The organism is Nocardia sp. SYP-A9097, assembly GCF_009649815.1.
GTDB lineage: Bacteria > Actinomycetota > Actinomycetes > Mycobacteriales > Mycobacteriaceae > Nocardia.
On the sequence record NZ_WJIC01000004.1, the window covers coordinates 182,775 to 200,329 of the forward strand.

Annotated in this window: 17 protein-coding genes and 1 tRNA gene; 12 read left to right on the top strand and 6 right to left on the bottom strand. The window is 64.9% G+C overall.

Features of this window, described 5'->3' with window-relative positions; translation table 11 throughout:
• Nucleotides 1-14: 14 nt before the first annotated feature.
• From GFY24_RS10915 to GFY24_RS10935, 5 genes are read left to right on the top strand one after another with little or no spacing between them, the layout of a single operon-like run.
• Entirely contained in the window at nucleotides 15-866 is an 852-nt protein-coding gene (locus tag GFY24_RS10915) for an ABC transporter permease (RefSeq protein WP_228566187.1), read from the top strand.
• Nucleotides 866-1,837 carry an ABC transporter ATP-binding protein gene (locus GFY24_RS10920; protein WP_153804893.1) on the top strand — a complete coding sequence of 324 codons (972 nt, stop codon included), beginning with the start codon at nucleotides 866-868 and terminating at the stop codon, nucleotides 1,835-1,837. Before GFY24_RS10915 ends, GFY24_RS10920 begins: the two co-directional genes overlap by 1 nt.
• Nucleotides 1,830-2,639, top strand: coding sequence for an ABC transporter ATP-binding protein (locus GFY24_RS10925; protein ID WP_153804894.1), 810 nt, complete (start codon nucleotides 1,830-1,832; stop codon nucleotides 2,637-2,639). Before GFY24_RS10920 ends, GFY24_RS10925 begins: the two co-directional genes overlap by 8 nt.
• Complete coding sequence (locus GFY24_RS10930) at nucleotides 2,636-4,048, top strand: amidase (RefSeq protein ID WP_153804895.1); 1,413 nt, start codon at nucleotides 2,636-2,638, stop codon at nucleotides 4,046-4,048. Before GFY24_RS10925 ends, GFY24_RS10930 begins: the two co-directional genes overlap by 4 nt.
• 50 nt (nucleotides 4,049-4,098) lie before the next feature.
• The gene (locus GFY24_RS10935) at nucleotides 4,099-5,679 is read left to right on the top strand and encodes an amidohydrolase (protein WP_228566188.1); all 1,581 of its coding nucleotides are present in this window, start codon (nucleotides 4,099-4,101) and stop codon (nucleotides 5,677-5,679) included.
• 255 nt (nucleotides 5,680-5,934) lie between these two features.
• Here the strand turns inward: GFY24_RS10935 and GFY24_RS10940 are convergent, their stop codons facing one another.
• A complete protein-coding gene (locus GFY24_RS10940) occupies nucleotides 5,935-6,582 on the bottom strand; it encodes an SDR family oxidoreductase (RefSeq protein ID WP_153804897.1) in 648 nt (215 codons plus the stop codon).
• A gap of 106 nt (nucleotides 6,583-6,688) precedes the next feature.
• Nucleotides 6,689-7,210 (bottom strand): CAP domain-containing protein, encoded by a 522-nt coding sequence (locus GFY24_RS10945; protein WP_153804898.1) that lies wholly within the window; start codon nucleotides 7,208-7,210, stop codon nucleotides 6,689-6,691.
• A gap of 138 nt (nucleotides 7,211-7,348) precedes the next feature.
• On the opposite strand from GFY24_RS10945, the gene GFY24_RS10950 reads away from it, so the two are divergent.
• Nucleotides 7,349-7,422 (top strand) — tRNA-Met (locus tag GFY24_RS10950).
• Between the two features lie 726 nt (nucleotides 7,423-8,148).
• Here GFY24_RS10950 and GFY24_RS10955 read toward each other — a convergent pair.
• On the bottom strand, nucleotides 8,149-8,496 hold the full coding sequence (locus GFY24_RS10955) for a YbaB/EbfC family nucleoid-associated protein (protein WP_194852819.1): 348 nt from the start codon (nucleotides 8,494-8,496) through the stop codon (nucleotides 8,149-8,151).
• Nucleotides 8,497-8,675: 179 nt separating this feature from the next.
• On the opposite strand from GFY24_RS10955, the gene GFY24_RS10960 reads away from it, so the two are divergent.
• The 4 genes from GFY24_RS10960 (at nucleotide 8,676) to GFY24_RS10975 (ending at nucleotide 11,289) form a co-directional block, all read left to right on the top strand.
• Nucleotides 8,676-8,969 carry a hypothetical protein gene (locus GFY24_RS10960; RefSeq protein WP_153804900.1) on the top strand — a complete coding sequence of 98 codons (294 nt, stop codon included), beginning with the start codon at nucleotides 8,676-8,678 and terminating at the stop codon, nucleotides 8,967-8,969.
• Nucleotides 8,966-10,198, top strand: coding sequence for a DUF6973 domain-containing protein (locus tag GFY24_RS10965; protein WP_153804901.1), 1,233 nt, complete (start codon nucleotides 8,966-8,968; stop codon nucleotides 10,196-10,198). Before GFY24_RS10960 ends, GFY24_RS10965 begins: the two co-directional genes overlap by 4 nt.
• Nucleotides 10,199-10,209: 11 nt before the next feature.
• Nucleotides 10,210-10,719 carry a hypothetical protein gene (locus tag GFY24_RS10970; protein WP_153804902.1) on the top strand — a complete coding sequence of 170 codons (510 nt, stop codon included), beginning with the start codon at nucleotides 10,210-10,212 and terminating at the stop codon, nucleotides 10,717-10,719.
• 63 nt (nucleotides 10,720-10,782) lie between these two features.
• Entirely contained in the window at nucleotides 10,783-11,289 is a 507-nt protein-coding gene (locus GFY24_RS10975; protein WP_153804903.1) for a hypothetical protein, read from the top strand.
• Nucleotides 11,290-11,758: 469 nt separating this feature from the next.
• Here GFY24_RS10975 and GFY24_RS10980 read toward each other — a convergent pair whose 3' ends face one another.
• The 3 genes from GFY24_RS10980 to GFY24_RS10990 form a co-directional block, all read right to left on the bottom strand.
• Nucleotides 11,759-12,508: a hypothetical protein gene (locus GFY24_RS10980; protein WP_194852820.1), complete on the bottom strand. Its 750-nt coding sequence runs from the start codon at nucleotides 12,506-12,508 to the stop codon at nucleotides 11,759-11,761.
• A gap of 28 nt (nucleotides 12,509-12,536) precedes the next feature.
• A complete protein-coding gene (locus tag GFY24_RS10985) occupies nucleotides 12,537-12,899 on the bottom strand; it encodes a peroxiredoxin (protein WP_153804904.1) in 363 nt (120 codons plus the stop codon).
• 96 nt (nucleotides 12,900-12,995) lie between these two features.
• Entirely contained in the window at nucleotides 12,996-14,567 is a 1,572-nt protein-coding gene (locus GFY24_RS10990; protein WP_153804905.1) for an HD domain-containing phosphohydrolase, read from the bottom strand.
• Between the two features lie 308 nt (nucleotides 14,568-14,875).
• Between GFY24_RS10990 and GFY24_RS10995 the strand changes: the two genes are divergently transcribed.
• Both GFY24_RS10995 and GFY24_RS11000 read left to right on the top strand, forming a co-directional pair.
• Nucleotides 14,876-16,732: a glycosyl transferase gene (locus GFY24_RS10995; RefSeq protein WP_309230715.1), complete on the top strand. Its 1,857-nt coding sequence runs from the start codon at nucleotides 14,876-14,878 to the stop codon at nucleotides 16,730-16,732.
• 415 nt (nucleotides 16,733-17,147) lie between these two features.
• The gene (locus GFY24_RS11000; protein WP_153804907.1) at nucleotides 17,148-17,552 is read left to right on the top strand and encodes an SgcJ/EcaC family oxidoreductase; all 405 of its coding nucleotides are present in this window, start codon (nucleotides 17,148-17,150) and stop codon (nucleotides 17,550-17,552) included.
• The last annotated feature ends 3 nt before the right edge of the window (nucleotides 17,553-17,555 follow it).

The following is a 17,555-nucleotide window of genomic DNA, read 5'->3' on the forward strand; positions in this document are numbered from 1 at the left end:
CTTTGGATAAACCGATGCTGTTACAACGACGCTGGGCAATGCCGCGTATCCGGCTCGGCGGCGGTAATGCCACGCTGATCGCGGCGCTGGTTGTGCTGGGCCTACTGGTGCTGACGGCGCTGTTCGCACCGTGGATAGCACCGCATGACCCCAATGCCGTCGACCTGTCGGCGACCCTGTCCGGATCGAGCTCCGCGCATCCGCTCGGTACCGATCAATCCGGCCGGGATGTGTTGTCGCGCTTGATCGTCGGTGCGCGCACCGGCCTGCTCGGCCCGCTGGTCGTAGTGGTCTTCTCCACGGTGCTCGGCATGCTGATCGGCGTGATCGCCGCTTGGAACGGCGGGGTCGTGGACGCGGTGCTCTCGCGCGCCATGGATATGGTGTTCTCCTTCCCCGGGCTGCTGCTGGCGATTCTGCTGGTCGCGATCTTCGGGGCCGGTGGCACCGCGCCGGTGATCGCCATGAGCGTGGCGTATGTGCCGTACGTCGGGCGACTGACACGCGGCGTGGCATTGCAGGAGAAGGCAAGGCCCTACATCCAGGCGTATCAGGTGCAGGGCTGGTCGGGCTGGATGATCAGCCTGCGGCATCTCATCCCGAATATCGCCGCGCTCGTATTGGCCCAGGCGGCAATCAATTTCGGCTACGCGCTGATGGATCTGGCCGCACTGTCCTACCTCGGCTTCGGTGTGCAACCGCCGACGCCGGACTGGGGCGCGATGATCAATGAGGGTTCGGCGGCGCTGCAGCGGGGTGCGCTCCTGCCCGCACTCGCTCCCGGCGTGCTCATTGTGATCGCGGTTGTCGCGTTCAGCACCGTCGGCGAGGGTTTCGCCGACCATCTGGCGAAGCGGGAGCGGTAATGCTCGAAATTCGTGATCTATCAGTGAAGTTGGCGGCGGGCCGCGCGGCTCGCCCGATTCTGGACGGGGTTTCACTCACCGTCGAGGCGGGCGAGACGGTCGGACTGGTCGGCGAATCCGGGTCCGGTAAGTCGGTGACCTGCCGGTCCGTACTCGGCCTGCTGCCCAATGGTGCGCAGGCCACCGGAGAGGTGCTGGTCGGCGGCGACAACGTCCTGAAAATGTCGAAATCCCGGCTGCGTCAACTGCGTCGGCAGGAGGCGGCGATGATCTTCCAGGATCCGCGCGCCTCCATCAATCCGCTGCGGCGGATCGGCGACTTCCTCACCGAGGCGCTGCGGGCCGGCGGTGTATCCCAGCGGGTGGCACTCACCAAGGCCGAAGAACTCCTGGAAGCGGTGGGTATTCGCGATCCGCACGGTGCGCTGCGCAAGTATCCGCACGAGTTCTCCGGCGGCATGCTGCAGCGCGTCATGATCGCCGGTGCGCTGAGTGGTGGATCGCGGCTGCTGCTGGCCGACGAGTCGACCACCGCCCTGGATGTCACCACGCAGGCCGAGGTGATCTCCATCCTGACCGGCCTACAGGCCGAGCGGGGGATGGGCATGCTCTTCGTCACCCACGACCTGGAGCTGGCCGCCGCCATCTGCGACCGGATCTATGTCATGTACGCGGGCCGGATTGTCGAATCACAGTCCGTGGACGGGCTTTTCGAGGCACCACGGCATCCGTACACGGCCGGGCTACTGGCCGCCACACCGCAATTGGAGTCCGATGCCGCACCGCGCGGCGTACCGGGCAGGCCGCTGTCCCTGGCCGAGGCCCGCACCGGCTGTGCCTTCGCAGCGCGCTGCACGCATGCCGGGGAGCGGTGCACACAGGAGGATCCGGTGCTGTTGCGGTTGGGGCAGCACGATTCTCACGCCATCGATGTCGCCTGTTTGAAGGCCGAGGAGCTGGTCCATGGGTAGCGTGCTCGCGGCCGAAGGGCTGTGTAAGAGTTTCGGCGATCACGTCGCCGTGCGTGATGTGTCGTTCACGCTGGAATCCGGTGGCTCGCTTGCGATTGTCGGCGAGTCCGGGTCCGGGAAGACCACCACCGCGCGCATGCTCGTCGGGCTGGAGTATCCGGATTCCGGTCGGATTCTGGTCGAAGGCGTCGATCGCACTGCCGCGTCCCGGGGCCGGGCGGCGCGACTGGCGCGGGCCCGGCAGGTGCAGTTGGTATTCCAGGATCCGTACCTGTCACTGGATCCGCGGATCACCGTCGGGGCCTGCGTGGAGGAGTCGCTCCGGCTGCACTTCGATATGACTGCCGCACAACGGCATTCACGCCGTGACGAACTGCTGGAGCAGGTCGGACTGGGGCAGCGGGAAGCCGCCGCCCTACCACGTGCGCTCTCCGGCGGTCAGCGTCAGCGCGTCGCCCTGGCCCGGGCGCTGGCCACCGAACCGAAGGTGCTGGTGCTGGACGAGGCCACCGCCGCGCTCGATGTCTCCATCCAGGCGCAGATCCTGCACCTGCTGCGGGAACTCCGCGAAAGCCTGGGCATCGCCTATGTATTCGTGAGCCACGATCTGGCGCTGGTCCGGCATGTCGCCGAGAACGTGATCGTGCTCTACCACGGCGAGATCGTCGAATCCGGTTCGACCGCACAGGTTCTCGCCGAACCACAACACCCCTACACCCGGCTGCTGCTGGATTCGGTACCCCGCCGCGGCTGGGATACCGCTCGAATCGCAGCCGACAGAAGAGCTTTGGAGAAAGCATGACCGACGATCTCGCATACCTGCCCGCCACCGAGGCGCTGCGCCTGTTCCACAGCCGGGACCTGTCCCCGGTGGAGTTGATGACCGCTGTCATCGCACGCGCGGAAAAGGTGGAACCGCAGGTCAATTCGCATGCGGAGCAGACCTTCGAGGACGCCCTCGCGCAAGCGAAGGCGGCCGAGAGTGCCTACCTGCCCGGCGGTTCACCGCGCCCGCTCGAGGGGCTGGCCGTCGCGGCCAAGGAGGAGCAGCCGATCGCGGGCCGTCGCAGTTGCGAGGGTTCGCTGGCCGGCGCGGATGAACTGTCCGATATCACGCATCCCGTGGTGGAGCGAGTGCTGGCGGCGGGTGGAATCGTGCACGCCCGCACCACGACTCCCGAATTCTGCTGTGCCGCTTTCACACACTCGAAGATCTGGGGCATCACCCGCAATCCGTGGAATCTGGACTACTCGCCCGGCGGCTCATCGGGCGGTAGCGCTGCGGCACTCGCATCCGGAACCGCCACGCTCGCAACGGGTTCCGATATCGGCGGCTCCATCCGGCTGCCCGCCTCGACGACCGGGACCGTCGGCTACAAACCGCCGTACGGTCGCGTGCCCGCGCTGCCGCCGATGAACCTCGATCACTACTGCCATGACGGTCCGATGGCGCGCACCGTCGCGGATTGCGCACTGCTGCAGAACGTTATCGTCGGCCCCCATCCCGGTGATGTGGTCTCGCTGCGCCCGGCCGTGTACATCCCGAACGAGCTCGGAGATATCGCCGGGATGCGCATCGCCGTCGCGCTGAATCTCGGTGACTGGGTGATCGATCCGGAAATCACGGCCAATACGCTCGCCGTCGCCGAGGCGTTGCGCGCGGCCGGTGCGGTGGTCGAGGAGGTCGAGGTCGGTCTGAAGAGTGCCGAGGTGATGCGAGCCGCGACCATCCACTTCGGCGGCATTTTCGGGCCGGCGGTCGCACAGGTCGCGGCCGAATACGGTGAACTGCTGACGCCGTACGCGCTGGAATTCGCGCGGGAATCCGCCATCGAGCCGGGGGATTTCCTGGAGGGTCTGGAGTTGGAGGGGCGCATCTACGCGCCGATCGGTGCGCTGCTGGATCGCTACGACGCCCTGATCTGCCCGACCATGGGTACGCCCGCGCTGCTGGCGGGGGAGGACTATATCGACACCAAGCTGGTGGTGAACGGCGTCGAGCTCGACCACTACCTGGAGCACGCCCTGACGCCCGTTTTCAATATCGCGAGCCGGTGCCCGGTGTTGAACGTCCCGTCGGGTCGCGCTTCCAATGGCGTGCCGACCGGGGTGCAGATTGTCGGTAGCAGTTATGACGATGCCACCGTCTTCCATATCGGTGCGGCGATCGAACGGGTGCGCCCGTGGTCGTTCCGTCCCGAATCACTATGAGGAACAACATGTTTGCCGATTTGGCTTTTGTCAATGGTGTGGTCCGTACGATGACGAACGGTATCGCGCAGGCGGTCGCGGTGCGCGACGGCCGAATTATCGCGGTCGGCGCGGACGCCGACATCGCACCGCACATAGGTGAGTCCACCGAGGTCGTCGATCTCGCGGGCCGGGCACTGCTGCCCGGGTTCCAGGACTCGCATGTGCATCCGGTATTGGCCGGGCTCACCATGATTCGCTGTGATCTGCATGAGGCGCGCGATGCGGACCATGCCCTGGAATTGATCGCGGCCTACGCCGGCGCCAATCCGGACGAGGAGTGGATCGGGGGCGGCGGCTGGTCCATGGACTGGTTCCCCGGCGGCACCCCCGCGCGCGGGCTGCTGGACGCGATCGTCCCCGATCGTCCGATTCACCTGATCAATCAGGATGGTCACGGGGCCTGGGTCAATACCAAGGCGCTCGAGGTGTGCGGTCTCGACGCCGACACCCCAGACCCGCAGGACGGCCGCATCGAACGCGAACCGGACGGCTTCCCGCAGGGCACCCTGCACGAGGGGGCGTCGAATCTGGTGAGCGGTCGCATGCCCGAACCCAGCTCCGCCGACCTGCTGCGCGGTCTGCACGCGGGCCAGGAGCGGTTGCATTCGGTCGGTGTCACGGCCTGGCAGGACGCCATGGTCAGTCCCGAGGTGCAGCAGGCGTATGAATCCGCCGCTGACGCAGGCACTCTCACCGGCCGCGTGGTCGGCGCACTCTGGTGGGATCGTGAGCGTGGCGCGGAGCAGATTCCCGAGCTGGTCGCTCGCCGCCGGGCCACGGGTCGCTTCCGCACCACCAGCGTCAAGATCATGCAGGACGGTGTCGCCGAAAACTTCACCGCCGCAATGACTTCGTCCTATCTGGACGGCTGCGGTTGCGGCACCGGTAATCACGGCCTCAGCTTCGTCGATCCCGTCGCGCTGCGTGACCATGTCACCGGACTCGACGCCGAAGGCTTCCAGGTTCATATCCACGCCGTCGGCGATCGCGCCGCCCGCGAAGCCCTGGATGCCTTCGCCCAGGCACGAGAAGTGAACGGCGCCAACGACAACCGGCACCACATCGCCCACCTGCAGGTGGTCCACCCCGACGATGTCCCGCGCTTCGCCGCCCTCGGCATCACCGCCAATATGCAACCCCTGTGGGCGGCCTACGAGCCCGCCATGAACGAGTTGACCATTCCGTTCCTGGGTGCCGAGCGCGCCGAATGGCAATACCCGTTCGGCGACCTGCACCGCACCGGTGCGTCCCTGGCTGCAGGCAGCGACTGGCCGGTCAGCAGCGCGGACCCCCTGCTGGGCCTGCACGTAGCGGTCAATCGCTCCATCCCCGATGAGCCCTACGACGTCTTCTTCCCCGCCCAATGCCTGGACGTCACAACGGCTTTCACCGCCTACACGCTCGGCACCGCCCGCGTGAACCACCTGGAATCCGATACCGGAACCATCGAGGTAGGCAAATACGCCGACCTGATCACCCTCGACCGGGACCCCTTCACCGACCCCGATCGCATCCTGGAAACCAAGGTACTGGCCACCTACGTGGAAGGCGCCGAGGTCTACCGAGCCTCCAGCCCCGCCCACGTCTGACCCTGTCCCTCCCCGAAATCGCCGGTTGGTAGGTCCCCCGTCGCCTACCGACCGGCAGGGCATTTCATCGAGGGGTACTCATGTCACGAATACGCCGTACGAGAGAGCCATGAGTACCCCCTCGATGAATGCTCCGGGCGCACCCCCGCACAAGTACTCGACCAACTACTGTCGAACCCAGACAACCCTGTTGCATCGAACCCTTGAACCCAAGCGCTGAACCCGCAACGTGAGTTCCTGGTGATCGCATGACCATCAGAGGTCCGCGACCGCTTGCTCGGTCGAGGTCTCTCCGCTGATCAACTCCAGTACGCGACCCGTCGCGGCACCGGTGATCAGTAGTTCGGCGAGGACGGCTGCTACGTCGAGACGCGGAATGCTCCCTGCGGGAACACTTTCCGTGAGTCGCACCCGACCTGTTGCGGGCCCGTTGGTGAGGCTGCCCGGGCGCAGAATGGTCCACTCCAGGTCCCGCTGCCGAAGGTCGTTCTCCGCCTGCGTCTTCGCATCGATATAGGCGACCCACGACTCATCGCCACCGGCGGCGGGTTTGCCCGCGCCCATGGTCGAGATCTGTACGAACCGCCGCACGCCGGCCTTTTCGGCGGCATCGGCCAGCAGGATCGAGGCATCCCGGTCGACGGTGTACTTCCGCTCCGGTCCACTGCCCGGCCCGGCTCCGGCGGCGAATACCACCGCGTCGACGCCGCTCAGCGCCGTGACGAGTTCATCCGCTCCCTGGCGTTCGAGGTCGAGAACGATCGGCTGCCCGCCCACTTTCTCGACGTCCCCGGCGTGGTTCGGATTCCGAATGACGCTCAGGACAGCGTTTCCGCGCTCGGTGAGCAGCGCGGTGAGTCCAAGCGCGATCTGTCCGTGTCCTCCGATGATTGCGATTCGCATATCGACGAGCCTACGGCGGACGCCGCCGCACACGGCCTCGGTTCGGGTGCGGCAGCGCCAATTACGCAGGACGAGACGGCAGCCTCGTTGAAGGCCCGCCCCGCCCTCACGCCACCGAAGCGAAGGCGACCGTCCAATACTGGTGATTGTCGAGATCGACCACCGACACCCCGACCCGAGTCAGCCTGCCGTCCAACATGATCGCCCGATGCGCAGGCGAGTTCGCCCAGAACTCCATGGCATCCGCGGGCGTGATATTGGTTCCCCCGTAATTGATTTCGGCGATCTGTGCGATCGCCGGAACCCCGCACTCGCGGAACCGCAGCCCGATATTCCGGCCGAGCGAGTCCAGATGATCGCTGGGCACATACCCGCGCTCCGCGCTGTCATTGCTCGTCCACGCCGACGGCCGCGACAACACCTCGGTATGCGTCACGGCCCCGACCCCGTTGTCGGCCCGCAGCCTATTGATGGCATCGAACACCTCCGGCTCCTCCCCACGCAACGTGAGCGAGTGCTGATCCACGTCACAGTTGATGTAGCCGTTCGCGGAAGCGGTACTCGGAACGGTGAAGAGTACTGCCCCGGCACTGATCGCGAGTGCGGCGGCAAGTGTCCTGCGGCTCATCGGTCTCTCCTGTGTCTTCGAGGTGATCCCCCCAGGTTCGGTCCCGATAGCTGACGAGTTTCCAGCTACCCACCAACAGCCTCCCACCACCCGTTTTGGTGTATCCCACCCGCCCGTGTACTGTTCATTTCACACCGACGCGGGGTGGAGCAGCTCGGTAGCTCGCTGGGCTCATAACCCAGAGGTCGCAGGTTCAAATCCTGTCCCCGCTACTAGGCAGAACGGCCCGGAACCTAAAGGTTCCGGGCCTTTTTCGCGTTGGTTTGGCATCACGTTTGGCACCGTTAGCCAAACTCAGTGTCATGGGTGGCGGTGCCGTCGCGGGGGTGTTGCGGCGTCCCAGCATGTAGCTGGCGGCGCGGACGGCCAGGCGTTTGAAGCATTCTCGGACCGTGTCCGGGTGTACGGCGCTGCCGTCCTCCCACGTGAAGACCAGCCCGGTCTTCTTGTAGCAAGGGGCGTTCGGCGTCCTGGACCGCCTTCCATTGCTCGAGGGCGGTCACGGTGGCGGTGTCGAGGGCGATCATGCGGGCGGAGTCGTCGGACTTGACCTGAGAATCCTGGGCGTGGCCTGCCGCGACAACGCGGCCTTGGTCGACTGACAGCGCTCCGGTGTCGAGATCGAGTGAGGGCCAGCGGATTCCACATATCTCGGCAAGCGCGGGGGCTCGGCCTTCTCAGCGGGGTTGTCCACCATATATTTCCAGGCGACCGCGTCGGTGGGGGCACGGTGGAGCATGACGTGGATATTGCATGACCGACGGACCACGAGGGTGTCGAGCAGCAGGCTGATACCGACCGTTACATGACGTTGGACCTGCTGGTATGGCGAGTCATCCCTACCCTCGCCGCGCTGCTCGGCCGTTGGTTCTGGTGGCCGATCCCGACGGCGTCGTAGATGCCGACCGTCATGGCCGCGGGTTCCGAGGCTCGGTTCATTACCGCGTGTTGGCCCAGAGCCTGACCGGCTGCGCATCGTCTGGATCGGCCCATTCGGGTTGCGGCGTTGCCGGTGCAGCGTCCTTCTTCTCGTTTCGAAGGAACTGTTCGTACACCTTGTGTGCCTGCGTTTCCGCATCGGCGCGCGCCGCCCGGTACTGCTCGATGATGGTCCGCTCGAGCTGCTGGGTCCCCTCGGCGGCGGCGTGCGGCGCCAGCTTGATCTGGGTGATCTGCCCGTAGGCATCCACCTCGATCGCCATGCTTCGGTCCGCGGCGCGAGCCTGGGCTCGTACCACCCCGATGGCCTCATCGATCTTCTCGGCCCGCGCGCGACGCTGGTCCACGTGCTCCCCACCCATTCATCCGGATCGTCCATGCCGGGATGTCTCCCCCCGACTGCTCGACACTGTACCGACACCGAGCGTCCGATTGTTCGCAGTACATACCGACCGCTACTATCTAGCGGCACTATGGCCAATCCTGGGGGATGCATGAAGCGAAAGCTGTTGGGGGGACTGTAGACATGGTTGCCTTCGATCCCGATAAGTTGCGCGCGCTCGCGACCGATACACGTACCCATGCCGGTGCGATCGGCAAACTGAGCCCGATCGGCGAGCACAACCGTGACGCCGCTCTCGGCGCGATGCCGTTCTCCGCCTTCGCGAAAAACGTTGGGCTGGTACTCAAGGCGATGGATCGGGTGGTGACGCTCAATCAAGGCAGGCTTGACCAGTTCGCGAATCTCACCGATAACGCGGCTGGCACAGCCGATGGGATGGATGAGGCGAATGCGACTGGATTCAAGGGCATCAAGTGAGCGGTGACAAGATCACCATCTCCACGGTGCTCGGGTGGAAGCTCGATTCGGCACGCTTCGCCGGCGCGGACGCGATGAACGCCGGTATCACCCTCGAGGCCGAATCCATCAACGCGGACAAGGCGATTCAGGGTTCGGACTCCTACTTCGGCGACGCCGCAGGTAGTGCCGCCCGCACCATGTCGGCCAAGTTGAAGAACGAGGCGGTCACCACCGGTGACGTCCTCGATGCCATCCATAAGCAGATCGACACCACGACTACCGCACTGCAATCGGATATCAAGAGTTTGCAGTCGGCTGTCGACGACGTCAAAGATTCGGAGTGGAACCTCTTCTACGACGACGATAACGGTGACGTGAAGTCATACGACTCGAACTGGGAGACCATCGAAAAGCATTCGGGCAACCCGCTTTCCGCCGCCTGGAAGTCCGCCGAATGCCTCCGCTTGGGTGCGAATCTCAAGCAGGCGTACTGGGATGTGCAGGCCACCGACAAGATCGGCGCGCGCGACCTGGCCACGCAACTCGAGCACGTGCCCGATGCTGTCAAGCTGGTGCTGGCCGGTATTCCGGAGGACGCCGCGCTCAGGGATATTCTCCTGAGCTATCAGGTGGATACGACGAAGTCCGAGATCATTGTTTGGCCCGACTCGACCCTGCTGAACCTGATCAGAATGTATAAGCCCGACATGCAGCCGGTAGAGATGACGGTCGAGGAAAAGGCCGCGATGGATGAGCTCTGCAACCCGCTCTACGGCGGCAATCCGATGAACTACATGAAGTTCAACGACATCAAGGATGAGGCGGAAGAGTTCGGGGCGAACAACAAGTACACCGCGGTGAATCCGAAATCGTCGGACGACGGTCACGGGGACGCGGCCCGGCATACCTACTGGAACGCACGTATGACCCAGGAGTTCGGTGCAGATTGGGCGAAGCAGTACGCCACCGCTCATGAGGGCGTCGGCGGAAACGGTCCGCAGCGAGAGGCGATGGACCTCAAGAACAATGATGTGGGCCGCCAGATCGGTCTGGCGAACATGAACGCATCGAAGGACGACCTGAAAACAGCGGTCATCGCCGCGGTCGACAAGGGAGACACCGTCGTCATCCACAGTCCCAACGGGGACAACGCTCCCGCCCAGATCGCCTTCAGCAATAACGTGCCCTGGACCGATACGACGAGTCCCGAGCAAGTGGATATCCCACTTCCGGCCAAGGGAAAGTGAGTGCGAGGCAAGTGAAACCAGCCACGATCGTTGTCGGCATCCTGATCGTTCCACTGCTGGCCGGATGCGCCGCCAAACCGGCAAAGCCCGCCGCGAAAACCTGTCAATCCGAAATCCACCTCAGCCAGGAGCCGGAGCCGCTCGGCTCGAGCAAGGCGCTGACGACGGAGCTCGAAACCGCCGGTCGAGGGCATCAACCCGTCAGCCTCGGCGAAGTCACTCACGCGGCAGGTTGGTCCGATGACTGGGACACGATGATCGAGGCCGCCGAAGCCTACAACGACGACTGGATGAACCAGACCGCACAAACCCCAGCGGGCACCTGCTGGAAGGGGCTACCGGCCCGTATCAATTCCGATAATCCGGCACCTTTCGGGTACTACGTCTTCCTCAAAGACCAGCAGGTGGTGCAGTCCGTGAGGTGGTACACCGGGAATATGCCCGTGCTGCTCCGTCCCCGCGATCGGCTGACTCACGAAACCATGCTGAACGCCAAGGGCGGAGGACTCGCAACTTACTGAGGCCCTCACCGATCCAGGGGAGGCTATCCCACTTCCGGGTAAGGGAAAGTGAGTGCGAGGCAAGTGAAACCAGCCACGATCGTTGTCGGCATCCTGATTGCTCCACTGCTGGCCGGATGCGCCGCCAAACATGACAAGCCTGCCGCGAAAATATGTCAATCCGAAATCCACCTCGACAGCAAGCCGGAGCCGCTCGGCTCGAGCAAGGCGCTGTCCGCGGAGTTCGAAACCGCTGGGCACAGGGAGCAGCCCATCAGTTTTGGTGAGGTAACTCGTGCAGCCGGTTGGTCCGATGACTGGGACACGGTGATCGACGTCTCCTCGGCAATGGACGACAACTGGCTGAACAAGATGGCGGATACCCCACCGGGCACCTGCTGGAAGGGTCTACCGCCCCGGAGCGGTTCGGATCCGGCATCTTTCGGGTACTACGTCTTCCTGAAAGACCGGCAGGTGATGCAGTCCGTGACGTGGGATACCGGGGACAGGGTCCTGGTGTTCCGCGCCAATGAGCGACTGGCGCACGAAACCATGCTGAACGCCAAAAGTGGAGGGCTCAGAACCTACTGAGCGGGCTCACCGACGCCACGCTTCATCGAAAACCGGTGTGCCCGGAAGGATTCGAACATCCACCCTTCTCATTCGGGCTCGTTCAGTCTGATCGGAATGCTCCCGGAACCTGCCCGGTGGTGCGGCGGATGAGCCGGTTGAGGGTCGTCGCGTCGGCCAGCAACGAGGGCGGTCCTGACCAGTAGGTTCAGGACCGCCCTCGGTCTTTGTCGAGACTTGTGGCAGCGGCTTTGGCATCACGCCGAATCGCCCGTATCGATCAGCGCCTGAAACGTCCCGAAATACCTTGCTACCTGATGATATTCAGTGGACGAGGTGGAACGGATGGAACTGTGATCGCTGGGGCGTCAACCTCTGCCAGATCCAGGAAGTAGCCGACACCAGCGAAGGAGTCGATCGCTTCGCCGGGAATCCGGTCCAGGCCGGTGGCGGGACAGCCGAGGCATTTGTGCTCGTGAGAGGCGCCCGACTATCGCGGGGGAGGATCGGGGGCGGGAGTGTCAGGGCACGAGGCGCTTTCGACTGATCCGAGGGTCTGCCACATCGCTTGACCGATGGCCAGCACGCCCCGGGCGGGTAGGGCAACGCCGCCGATGAGTGGGTTCGCTTTCAGGCGTGTGGGCTCCCCGAGGTCGTGACCGCCGAGTATGGCCGTCGACTGCGTGACCAGGAACATCTGCTGGGGCATGAGGATTCCGGTGTGGCCGCTGGGCATGACACCGGTCATCCGCAAACGGCCCAAACCCATTGCAGCGGCGATCATTTCCCGGCCACGTACGAGCGAAGAAGACCGCCACGAGGCAAGAGGCATGTGTCGCCCGGCAGCATTGAGCATGCGCAGCGCCGGCGTCTCGTACGCGGTCAGCGTCCAGTCGAGGGCAGGCTCGTCGATCGTGATCCGCAGCGCGACCGGTCCGCTCCATTCCACACCGATCGTGGCGAAACCGGTATAGGCACAGGCGGAGCCGTAGTAGCGCGGGCAGGCGGTCTCGAGCCGGTCGCCGTCGACGAAGATCGACCAGCGACCGTCAGGGTCGCGATGCCAGACGGTTTTGTATGGGCCGAAGTCGTTTTCGGGGAAGACCCGCAGGGCGAGGACGTGGCCGCTGTCGAAGGGGAGACCGAAAACGCCCCAGCCCTTGACGTATTCGTGGCCGGGCCAGGGCGCGTGGCCGCAGCGTTCGGGCAGGTCGGTCAACCGGGATGCCAGGTCGAGCATGGTCGTTACCTCCGGCGCAGTGCGCGAATCAGTAGCTGAAGGTCGTGGCCGGGTCATCGCCGATCCACTGCCACATCGGGATGGTGCCCTGCAGTTCGGCATTGCCGACGAGCGCACCGCTGTCGAGTTGCTTGGCGTTGAAGCAGATCGGACAGACGAAGTAGCGTCCGCCGGCCGCCTCGTAGCGCTTGCACAGTTCCGGGAGCGAAGGGCAGCCCTCGCAGGCGACGCCGACCGCGGTGTCCGCGAGCGCGAGCCGGACGGCTTCCTTCGTCAGGAACATCAGAGTCTCGCGTCCGGTCTCGGCGGCACCGACGGCCACCAGGAATGCGACAGTGACCTTCTCCGGGTCCTCCAGACCGGTGGTCAGGCTGATCACGGCTTTGGACATCGCGGAACCTCGTTTCGAACACTGTCGCGGGGCGACGAAATGGATCGTGAAATGCACGCTAGGCGCGCGGAATCCACTTGTCGTCAGGTGTTCTCCCTACGAATCGACGGCCAGGGTGTCGAGGAGTCCGTGCTGCACCGCGTAGAGGGTGGCGGTCGATCGTGTCGAGGATCCGGTTTTGGCGTAGATGCGTTCGATATGGGTACCGGCGGTTTTCGGGGTGATGCCCAGGGAGTGCGCGACATGGCGAGTTGAGGCTCCGCGCGCGATCAGTACCAACACCTCGAGCTCACGCGGCGTCAGACCGTCCGGACCGGAGCGACGCCGATGCCGTGGTTGCCCGGCCGCGTCGAGGACCGCGTCGACCGCCCCCGCATCCAGGCGTCCGCCACGCACCTCACCCCGCATCTCGGCGAGAATGCGCTTGGGCGGCAAGGCATCCCGATACGGTCGTGGCTCGGACATGGCCCGATAGGTATCGGCCGCCGCCAGCAGCCGTGCCGTCATCGGGATCGACGGACCGGTCAAACCACGATGTGTGCCCGAGCCGTCGAGGCGTTCGAAGGTCAGCGCCGCGACAGCGCCGATGCGTGCGAGCGCAGGAGGGCGCGCGAGGACCCGCTCGGTGTAGTAGGAATTCATCCGGAGCCGCTCGAGCTCGGTCACGCCCAGCCCTCCCGGCTTGTCCAGAATGGTCGCTGGAACGCCGTGCATCCCGATCTCATGGAGAAGAGCCGCACGGCGCAGTAGGACGACGTCGGGTTCGGCCAGTCCCGCGACCGTCGCGGCGCGAGCGGCGAGATCGGCCACCCCGCGCGAGTGCCCGGCCCGATAGGGCGAGCGCAGATCGGTGAAATCGGCGATGACCTCCAGCGCCGTATCCAGTTCCGGGCCGGTGAGATTGCGCCGCAGCGCGGGATCGGCGGCTATGAGTTCTCCATAGTCGGGATCGGTGTCTCCGTCCGCCAGCAGGTCGTGGGCCGAGGCGCAGAAGGCGTCCACCATGGCCGGGTCGAACTGCGTCCCCCGCCGTGAACGTGCGACATCGATCGCGGCATCGATCCCGGCGGTGCGATGTAGCACCTCCACAACGTCGGCGAGATGAAACAGCCGCATCCCCAACCCGATTCGCTCCCCACCGAGCCCGCCCGGCACCCCCTTGCCGTCCCATCGCGCGAAGAACTGCCGCAGCGAGTCGCCCACCACCGGGTCCAGCCCGAGCCGGTCGGCCATCGTCGAGGTGGTGAGGCAGTGCGCCATCAGCCCGCGCTCGATATCGCGACCGCCCTTCGCCGCGATCGTCACCGTCTTGCGCACGCGCTGAGCGAAAGGCCCCGAGGATCCGGCGTGCGCGAGGAAGAACACCGCCCCGCCGACTCCGCGCAGGTCTGTCCGGTAACTGTCGGCGCGGAAGGCGATGTCGTCGCCGAACCACGCGGCCACCTCGGGTGCGTCGGCCACGCAACCGGCCCATGCCAGCACGGCCGTGTAGTAGAGGTCGGAGCGTTCGTCATCGCTCAGCCCGACTCGCTCGCCGAGTCGTGAGGCGAGTCGCCATGATCGCAATACGTGGGCCATCGGCTGGCCGAGGCCGAGATCCATCGCGAACGAGAACGCGGCGAGCAACGCTGCCAGCGAAACACCCGAATCCCGAGCGTCACGCGTCATAGTGCGAGCATAGGCGGCTCTCGGGTGCCGCGGTCGATCTCCGCCGATGATCATCAGCCGCAGCATCCGGACCGTGCATGGGCCACATCGCGTGAATGGTTGGTCGAAGCCGGGTACGAAGGAGTCAAGTGATGACACGCTCAAGACTGTTGCCCGTTGGCTGATAACCCAGAGGTCGCAGGTTCAAATCCTGTCCCCGCTACTCGGTTTTCAGGGCATTCTCCAAACAGTCAGTTGGCAGCGCGATCTCGGTCGAGCCCGGGTACCGTGAACGGCTGCTCGTGATTGTGACGATTAGGGGAGTTTGCGTGGCACTGGGGTGGGTAACCGAGCGGACCGAAAAGGCCCGATCGGAGGTAGGGGTTCCAGACCGGGACACACTGGACGAAGTTCATTCCCAGCGGAGTCGGCCCCGATCGCCAGCGGAGCGAATCCGCTCGGCGCGCACCGATCTCATCGTTGCCGCCGGCTATCTGTCACTGGCGGTTTTCGTACTCTCCAGGCTGTGGCTGCACCCCCGCAGCGGGTACCTGATCAAGAGCGATCAGGATCAAACTCTGTACGAGTGGTTCTTCGCCCTCACCGCGCACAAGATCACCCACTTCGAGGGTCTGTTCAGCACCACGCTGCAGAACTACCCCGACGGCGTGAACCTGACGTCCAATACCCTCATGTACGGGTTCGGCGTACCGTTTACGCCCGTCACCCTGCTGTTCGGGCCGTCCGTCACCTTCGTTCTGGCGCTCACCCTGGGCTTGTCCGGCACCGCGTTCGCCTGGTACCGGGTGTTCTCGCGCGAGCTGGTGACCTCCAAATTCGCTGCGGCCCTTGGTGGTTTGTTCTGCGGGTTCGCACCCGCCATGATCTCCCACACCAATGGCCACCCGAATTTCGTTATGCTGGTGCTGCTTCCGTTCATCGCAATGCGGGTCATCAAGATGGCACGGCACGCGATCGACGCTCCGGAGGCGGGCACAGCGCCGCGCGACTCCATCGTGCTGGGTCTGCTGGTCGCCATGCAGATCACGCTGGGTGAAGAGCCGCTGCTGATCTTCGCACTGGCCTTCGCGGTCTTCGCCCTGACCTACCTGCGCACCCGGCGCGCCATCCTGCTCACGCTGCGTGCGATCGCGCGGCCCGTATTGCTCGCGGCGCTGATTACGCTGGCGCTCATCACGATTCCGCTGTGGTGGCAGTTCTTCGGACCGCAGTCGTATCGATTCGTCGGTCGCGGCCGCGTGGGCAATGACTTGCTGGCGCCGTTCCAGTTCTCGTCGCAATCAGCCGGCAGCATGTTCTCGTTCGGCCCGGACGTGAGTATCAATCCAACCGAGCACAACTCCTACTTCGGTTGGCCGCTACTGCTGCTCCTCGCCGTGACCACGTTCTTCCTATGGCGTGAGCGCATAGTGCGGGCCGCCTTCACCACCATCATGGTGTTCATGACGCTGTCGATGGGCATCGTGCTGTTCGTCGGCGGCACATTCACCATGGTGCCCATGCCGTGGCTGATATTCGGAAGCATCCCGCCACTGAACGGGATCATCGAATCACGGTTCGCCATGGCGGCCATTCCGGCCCTCGCGGTAATCATGGCCCTGGGCACCCAGCGGGCGATAGACCACTGGCGTACCTCCACAACCAAGTGGCAGCCCGTGGCCTGGTTCGGTGCACTGGCCTTCGCACTGCTACCCATCGCACCGACCATCCTGCCGGTGGTGGAACGCACCCCGACACCCGCGTTCTTCGCCGATGGCACTGTGCGGCAGTACGTCTCGGACGGTTCCGTGGTGATCGTGCCGCCCTCCACCCCGGTGGACGCCATCGCCCTGCGCTGGCAGCTCGACGCCGACTTCACCTTCCCGCTCGTGGGCGGCTACTTCGTCGGTCCGGCCGGCGCGGACAAGGCCGCCCACTACGGTGCCGAAGCCCGGCCCACCGCGAACCAACTCACACTGGTTCGGATGTTCAACACGGTCCCGGCCATCGACCAGGCCACCCGCGATCAGGCCATCGCGGACCTGCGCTACTGGCACGCCGATGTAGTGGTGCTACCCCCCACCCGCAACAGTGATGCCTTGCGCCGCACCATGGATCAACTACTGGGCTTTCCCGCCCAGCAGGCGGACGGCGTATTGCTGTGGGACGTGCGCAGCCTCGTTTGAGTCGATAGGCGATGCCGACGAAGTTGTCGCTCCCGTCCGCTGCCCGTCGGCTCATAACCCAGAGGTCGCAGGTTCAAATCCTGACCCCGCTACTACTGCTCGCCGGCATTCTCGAGTGGGTTCGTGCCGGGCAGCAGGTGAACATTTCCAGCGATCGACGTTCGCGTTCGGTGGTCCTCTTTTCGTGGCGACCTCTCTGGCGGCGACGGCGATTGGCCTGAGCGACCCCGCTGGCACTTGCCCATGACCGATCTGTAGAGATCTTCTTCGGGGACCGCTGATCAAGGCGGCTACCCACCCGGATTCGCGGGTTGGCGAGGCGATTTTCGCGGCACTGTCGATTTCGGCGCTCGCCGAGTGTCGTGTTGTTGAATGGCCCGATCGGCGGGCCGGACAATGCGAAGGAGTACGGGCCATGAGTGACACCCGATCGAAGGACGAAGCCGCTATCCGGGCAGTCCTGACGGGGATCTATCAGGCGTGGGAGGCCAGTGACGCCGATGCTTTCGTCGCCGATTACATCGAGGACGCGACCGCGATCCAGCCGGGTACCTATCGGCGATCCAAGGAGGAGGTCCGGGCGAATATGGCCGAGGGGTTCGCGTCGTACCTGAAAGGGTCGACGACCGATGATGAGATCGGGAGCATCCGATTCCTGGGCCGGGACGCCGCCGTCGTGGTGAGCCGGACCGGCGTCCTGTTCGCCGGTGAGACCGAGGTGCCCGCCGACCGGGTTTACAACGCGACCTGGGTGCTGGAGAAGCGGGACGAGAAATGGCTGCTCGCGGCCTACCACAACAGCCCGGCCAATGCCGGGTAGGAA

Excerpts from the sequence above, each read along its gene's own strand:
- GFY24_RS10915 (WP_228566187.1), top strand. The coding sequence starts at position 15 with ATGCTGTTACAACGACGCTGGGCAATGCCGCGTATCCGGCTCGGCGGC.
- GFY24_RS10920 (WP_153804893.1), top strand. The coding sequence starts at position 866 with ATGCTCGAAATTCGTGATCTATCAGTGAAGTTGGCGGCGGGCCGCGCG.
- GFY24_RS10925 (WP_153804894.1), top strand. The coding sequence starts at position 1,830 with ATGGGTAGCGTGCTCGCGGCCGAAGGGCTGTGTAAGAGTTTCGGCGAT.
- GFY24_RS10930 (WP_153804895.1), top strand. The coding sequence starts at position 2,636 with ATGACCGACGATCTCGCATACCTGCCCGCCACCGAGGCGCTGCGCCTG.
- GFY24_RS10935 (WP_228566188.1), top strand. The coding sequence starts at position 4,099 with ATGACGAACGGTATCGCGCAGGCGGTCGCGGTGCGCGACGGCCGAATT.
- GFY24_RS10940 (WP_153804897.1), bottom strand. The coding sequence starts at position 6,582 with ATGCGAATCGCAATCATCGGAGGACACGGACAGATCGCGCTTGGACTC.
- GFY24_RS10945 (WP_153804898.1), bottom strand. The coding sequence starts at position 7,210 with ATGAGCCGCAGGACACTTGCCGCCGCACTCGCGATCAGTGCCGGGGCA.
- GFY24_RS10960 (WP_153804900.1), top strand. The coding sequence starts at position 8,676 with ATGGTTGCCTTCGATCCCGATAAGTTGCGCGCGCTCGCGACCGATACA.
- GFY24_RS10980 (WP_194852820.1), bottom strand. The coding sequence starts at position 12,508 with ATGCTCGACCTGGCATCCCGGTTGACCGACCTGCCCGAACGCTGCGGC.
- GFY24_RS10985 (WP_153804904.1), bottom strand. The coding sequence starts at position 12,899 with ATGTCCAAAGCCGTGATCAGCCTGACCACCGGTCTGGAGGACCCGGAG.
- GFY24_RS10990 (WP_153804905.1), bottom strand. The coding sequence starts at position 14,567 with ATGACGCGTGACGCTCGGGATTCGGGTGTTTCGCTGGCAGCGTTGCTC.
- GFY24_RS11000 (WP_153804907.1), top strand. The coding sequence starts at position 17,148 with ATGAGTGACACCCGATCGAAGGACGAAGCCGCTATCCGGGCAGTCCTG.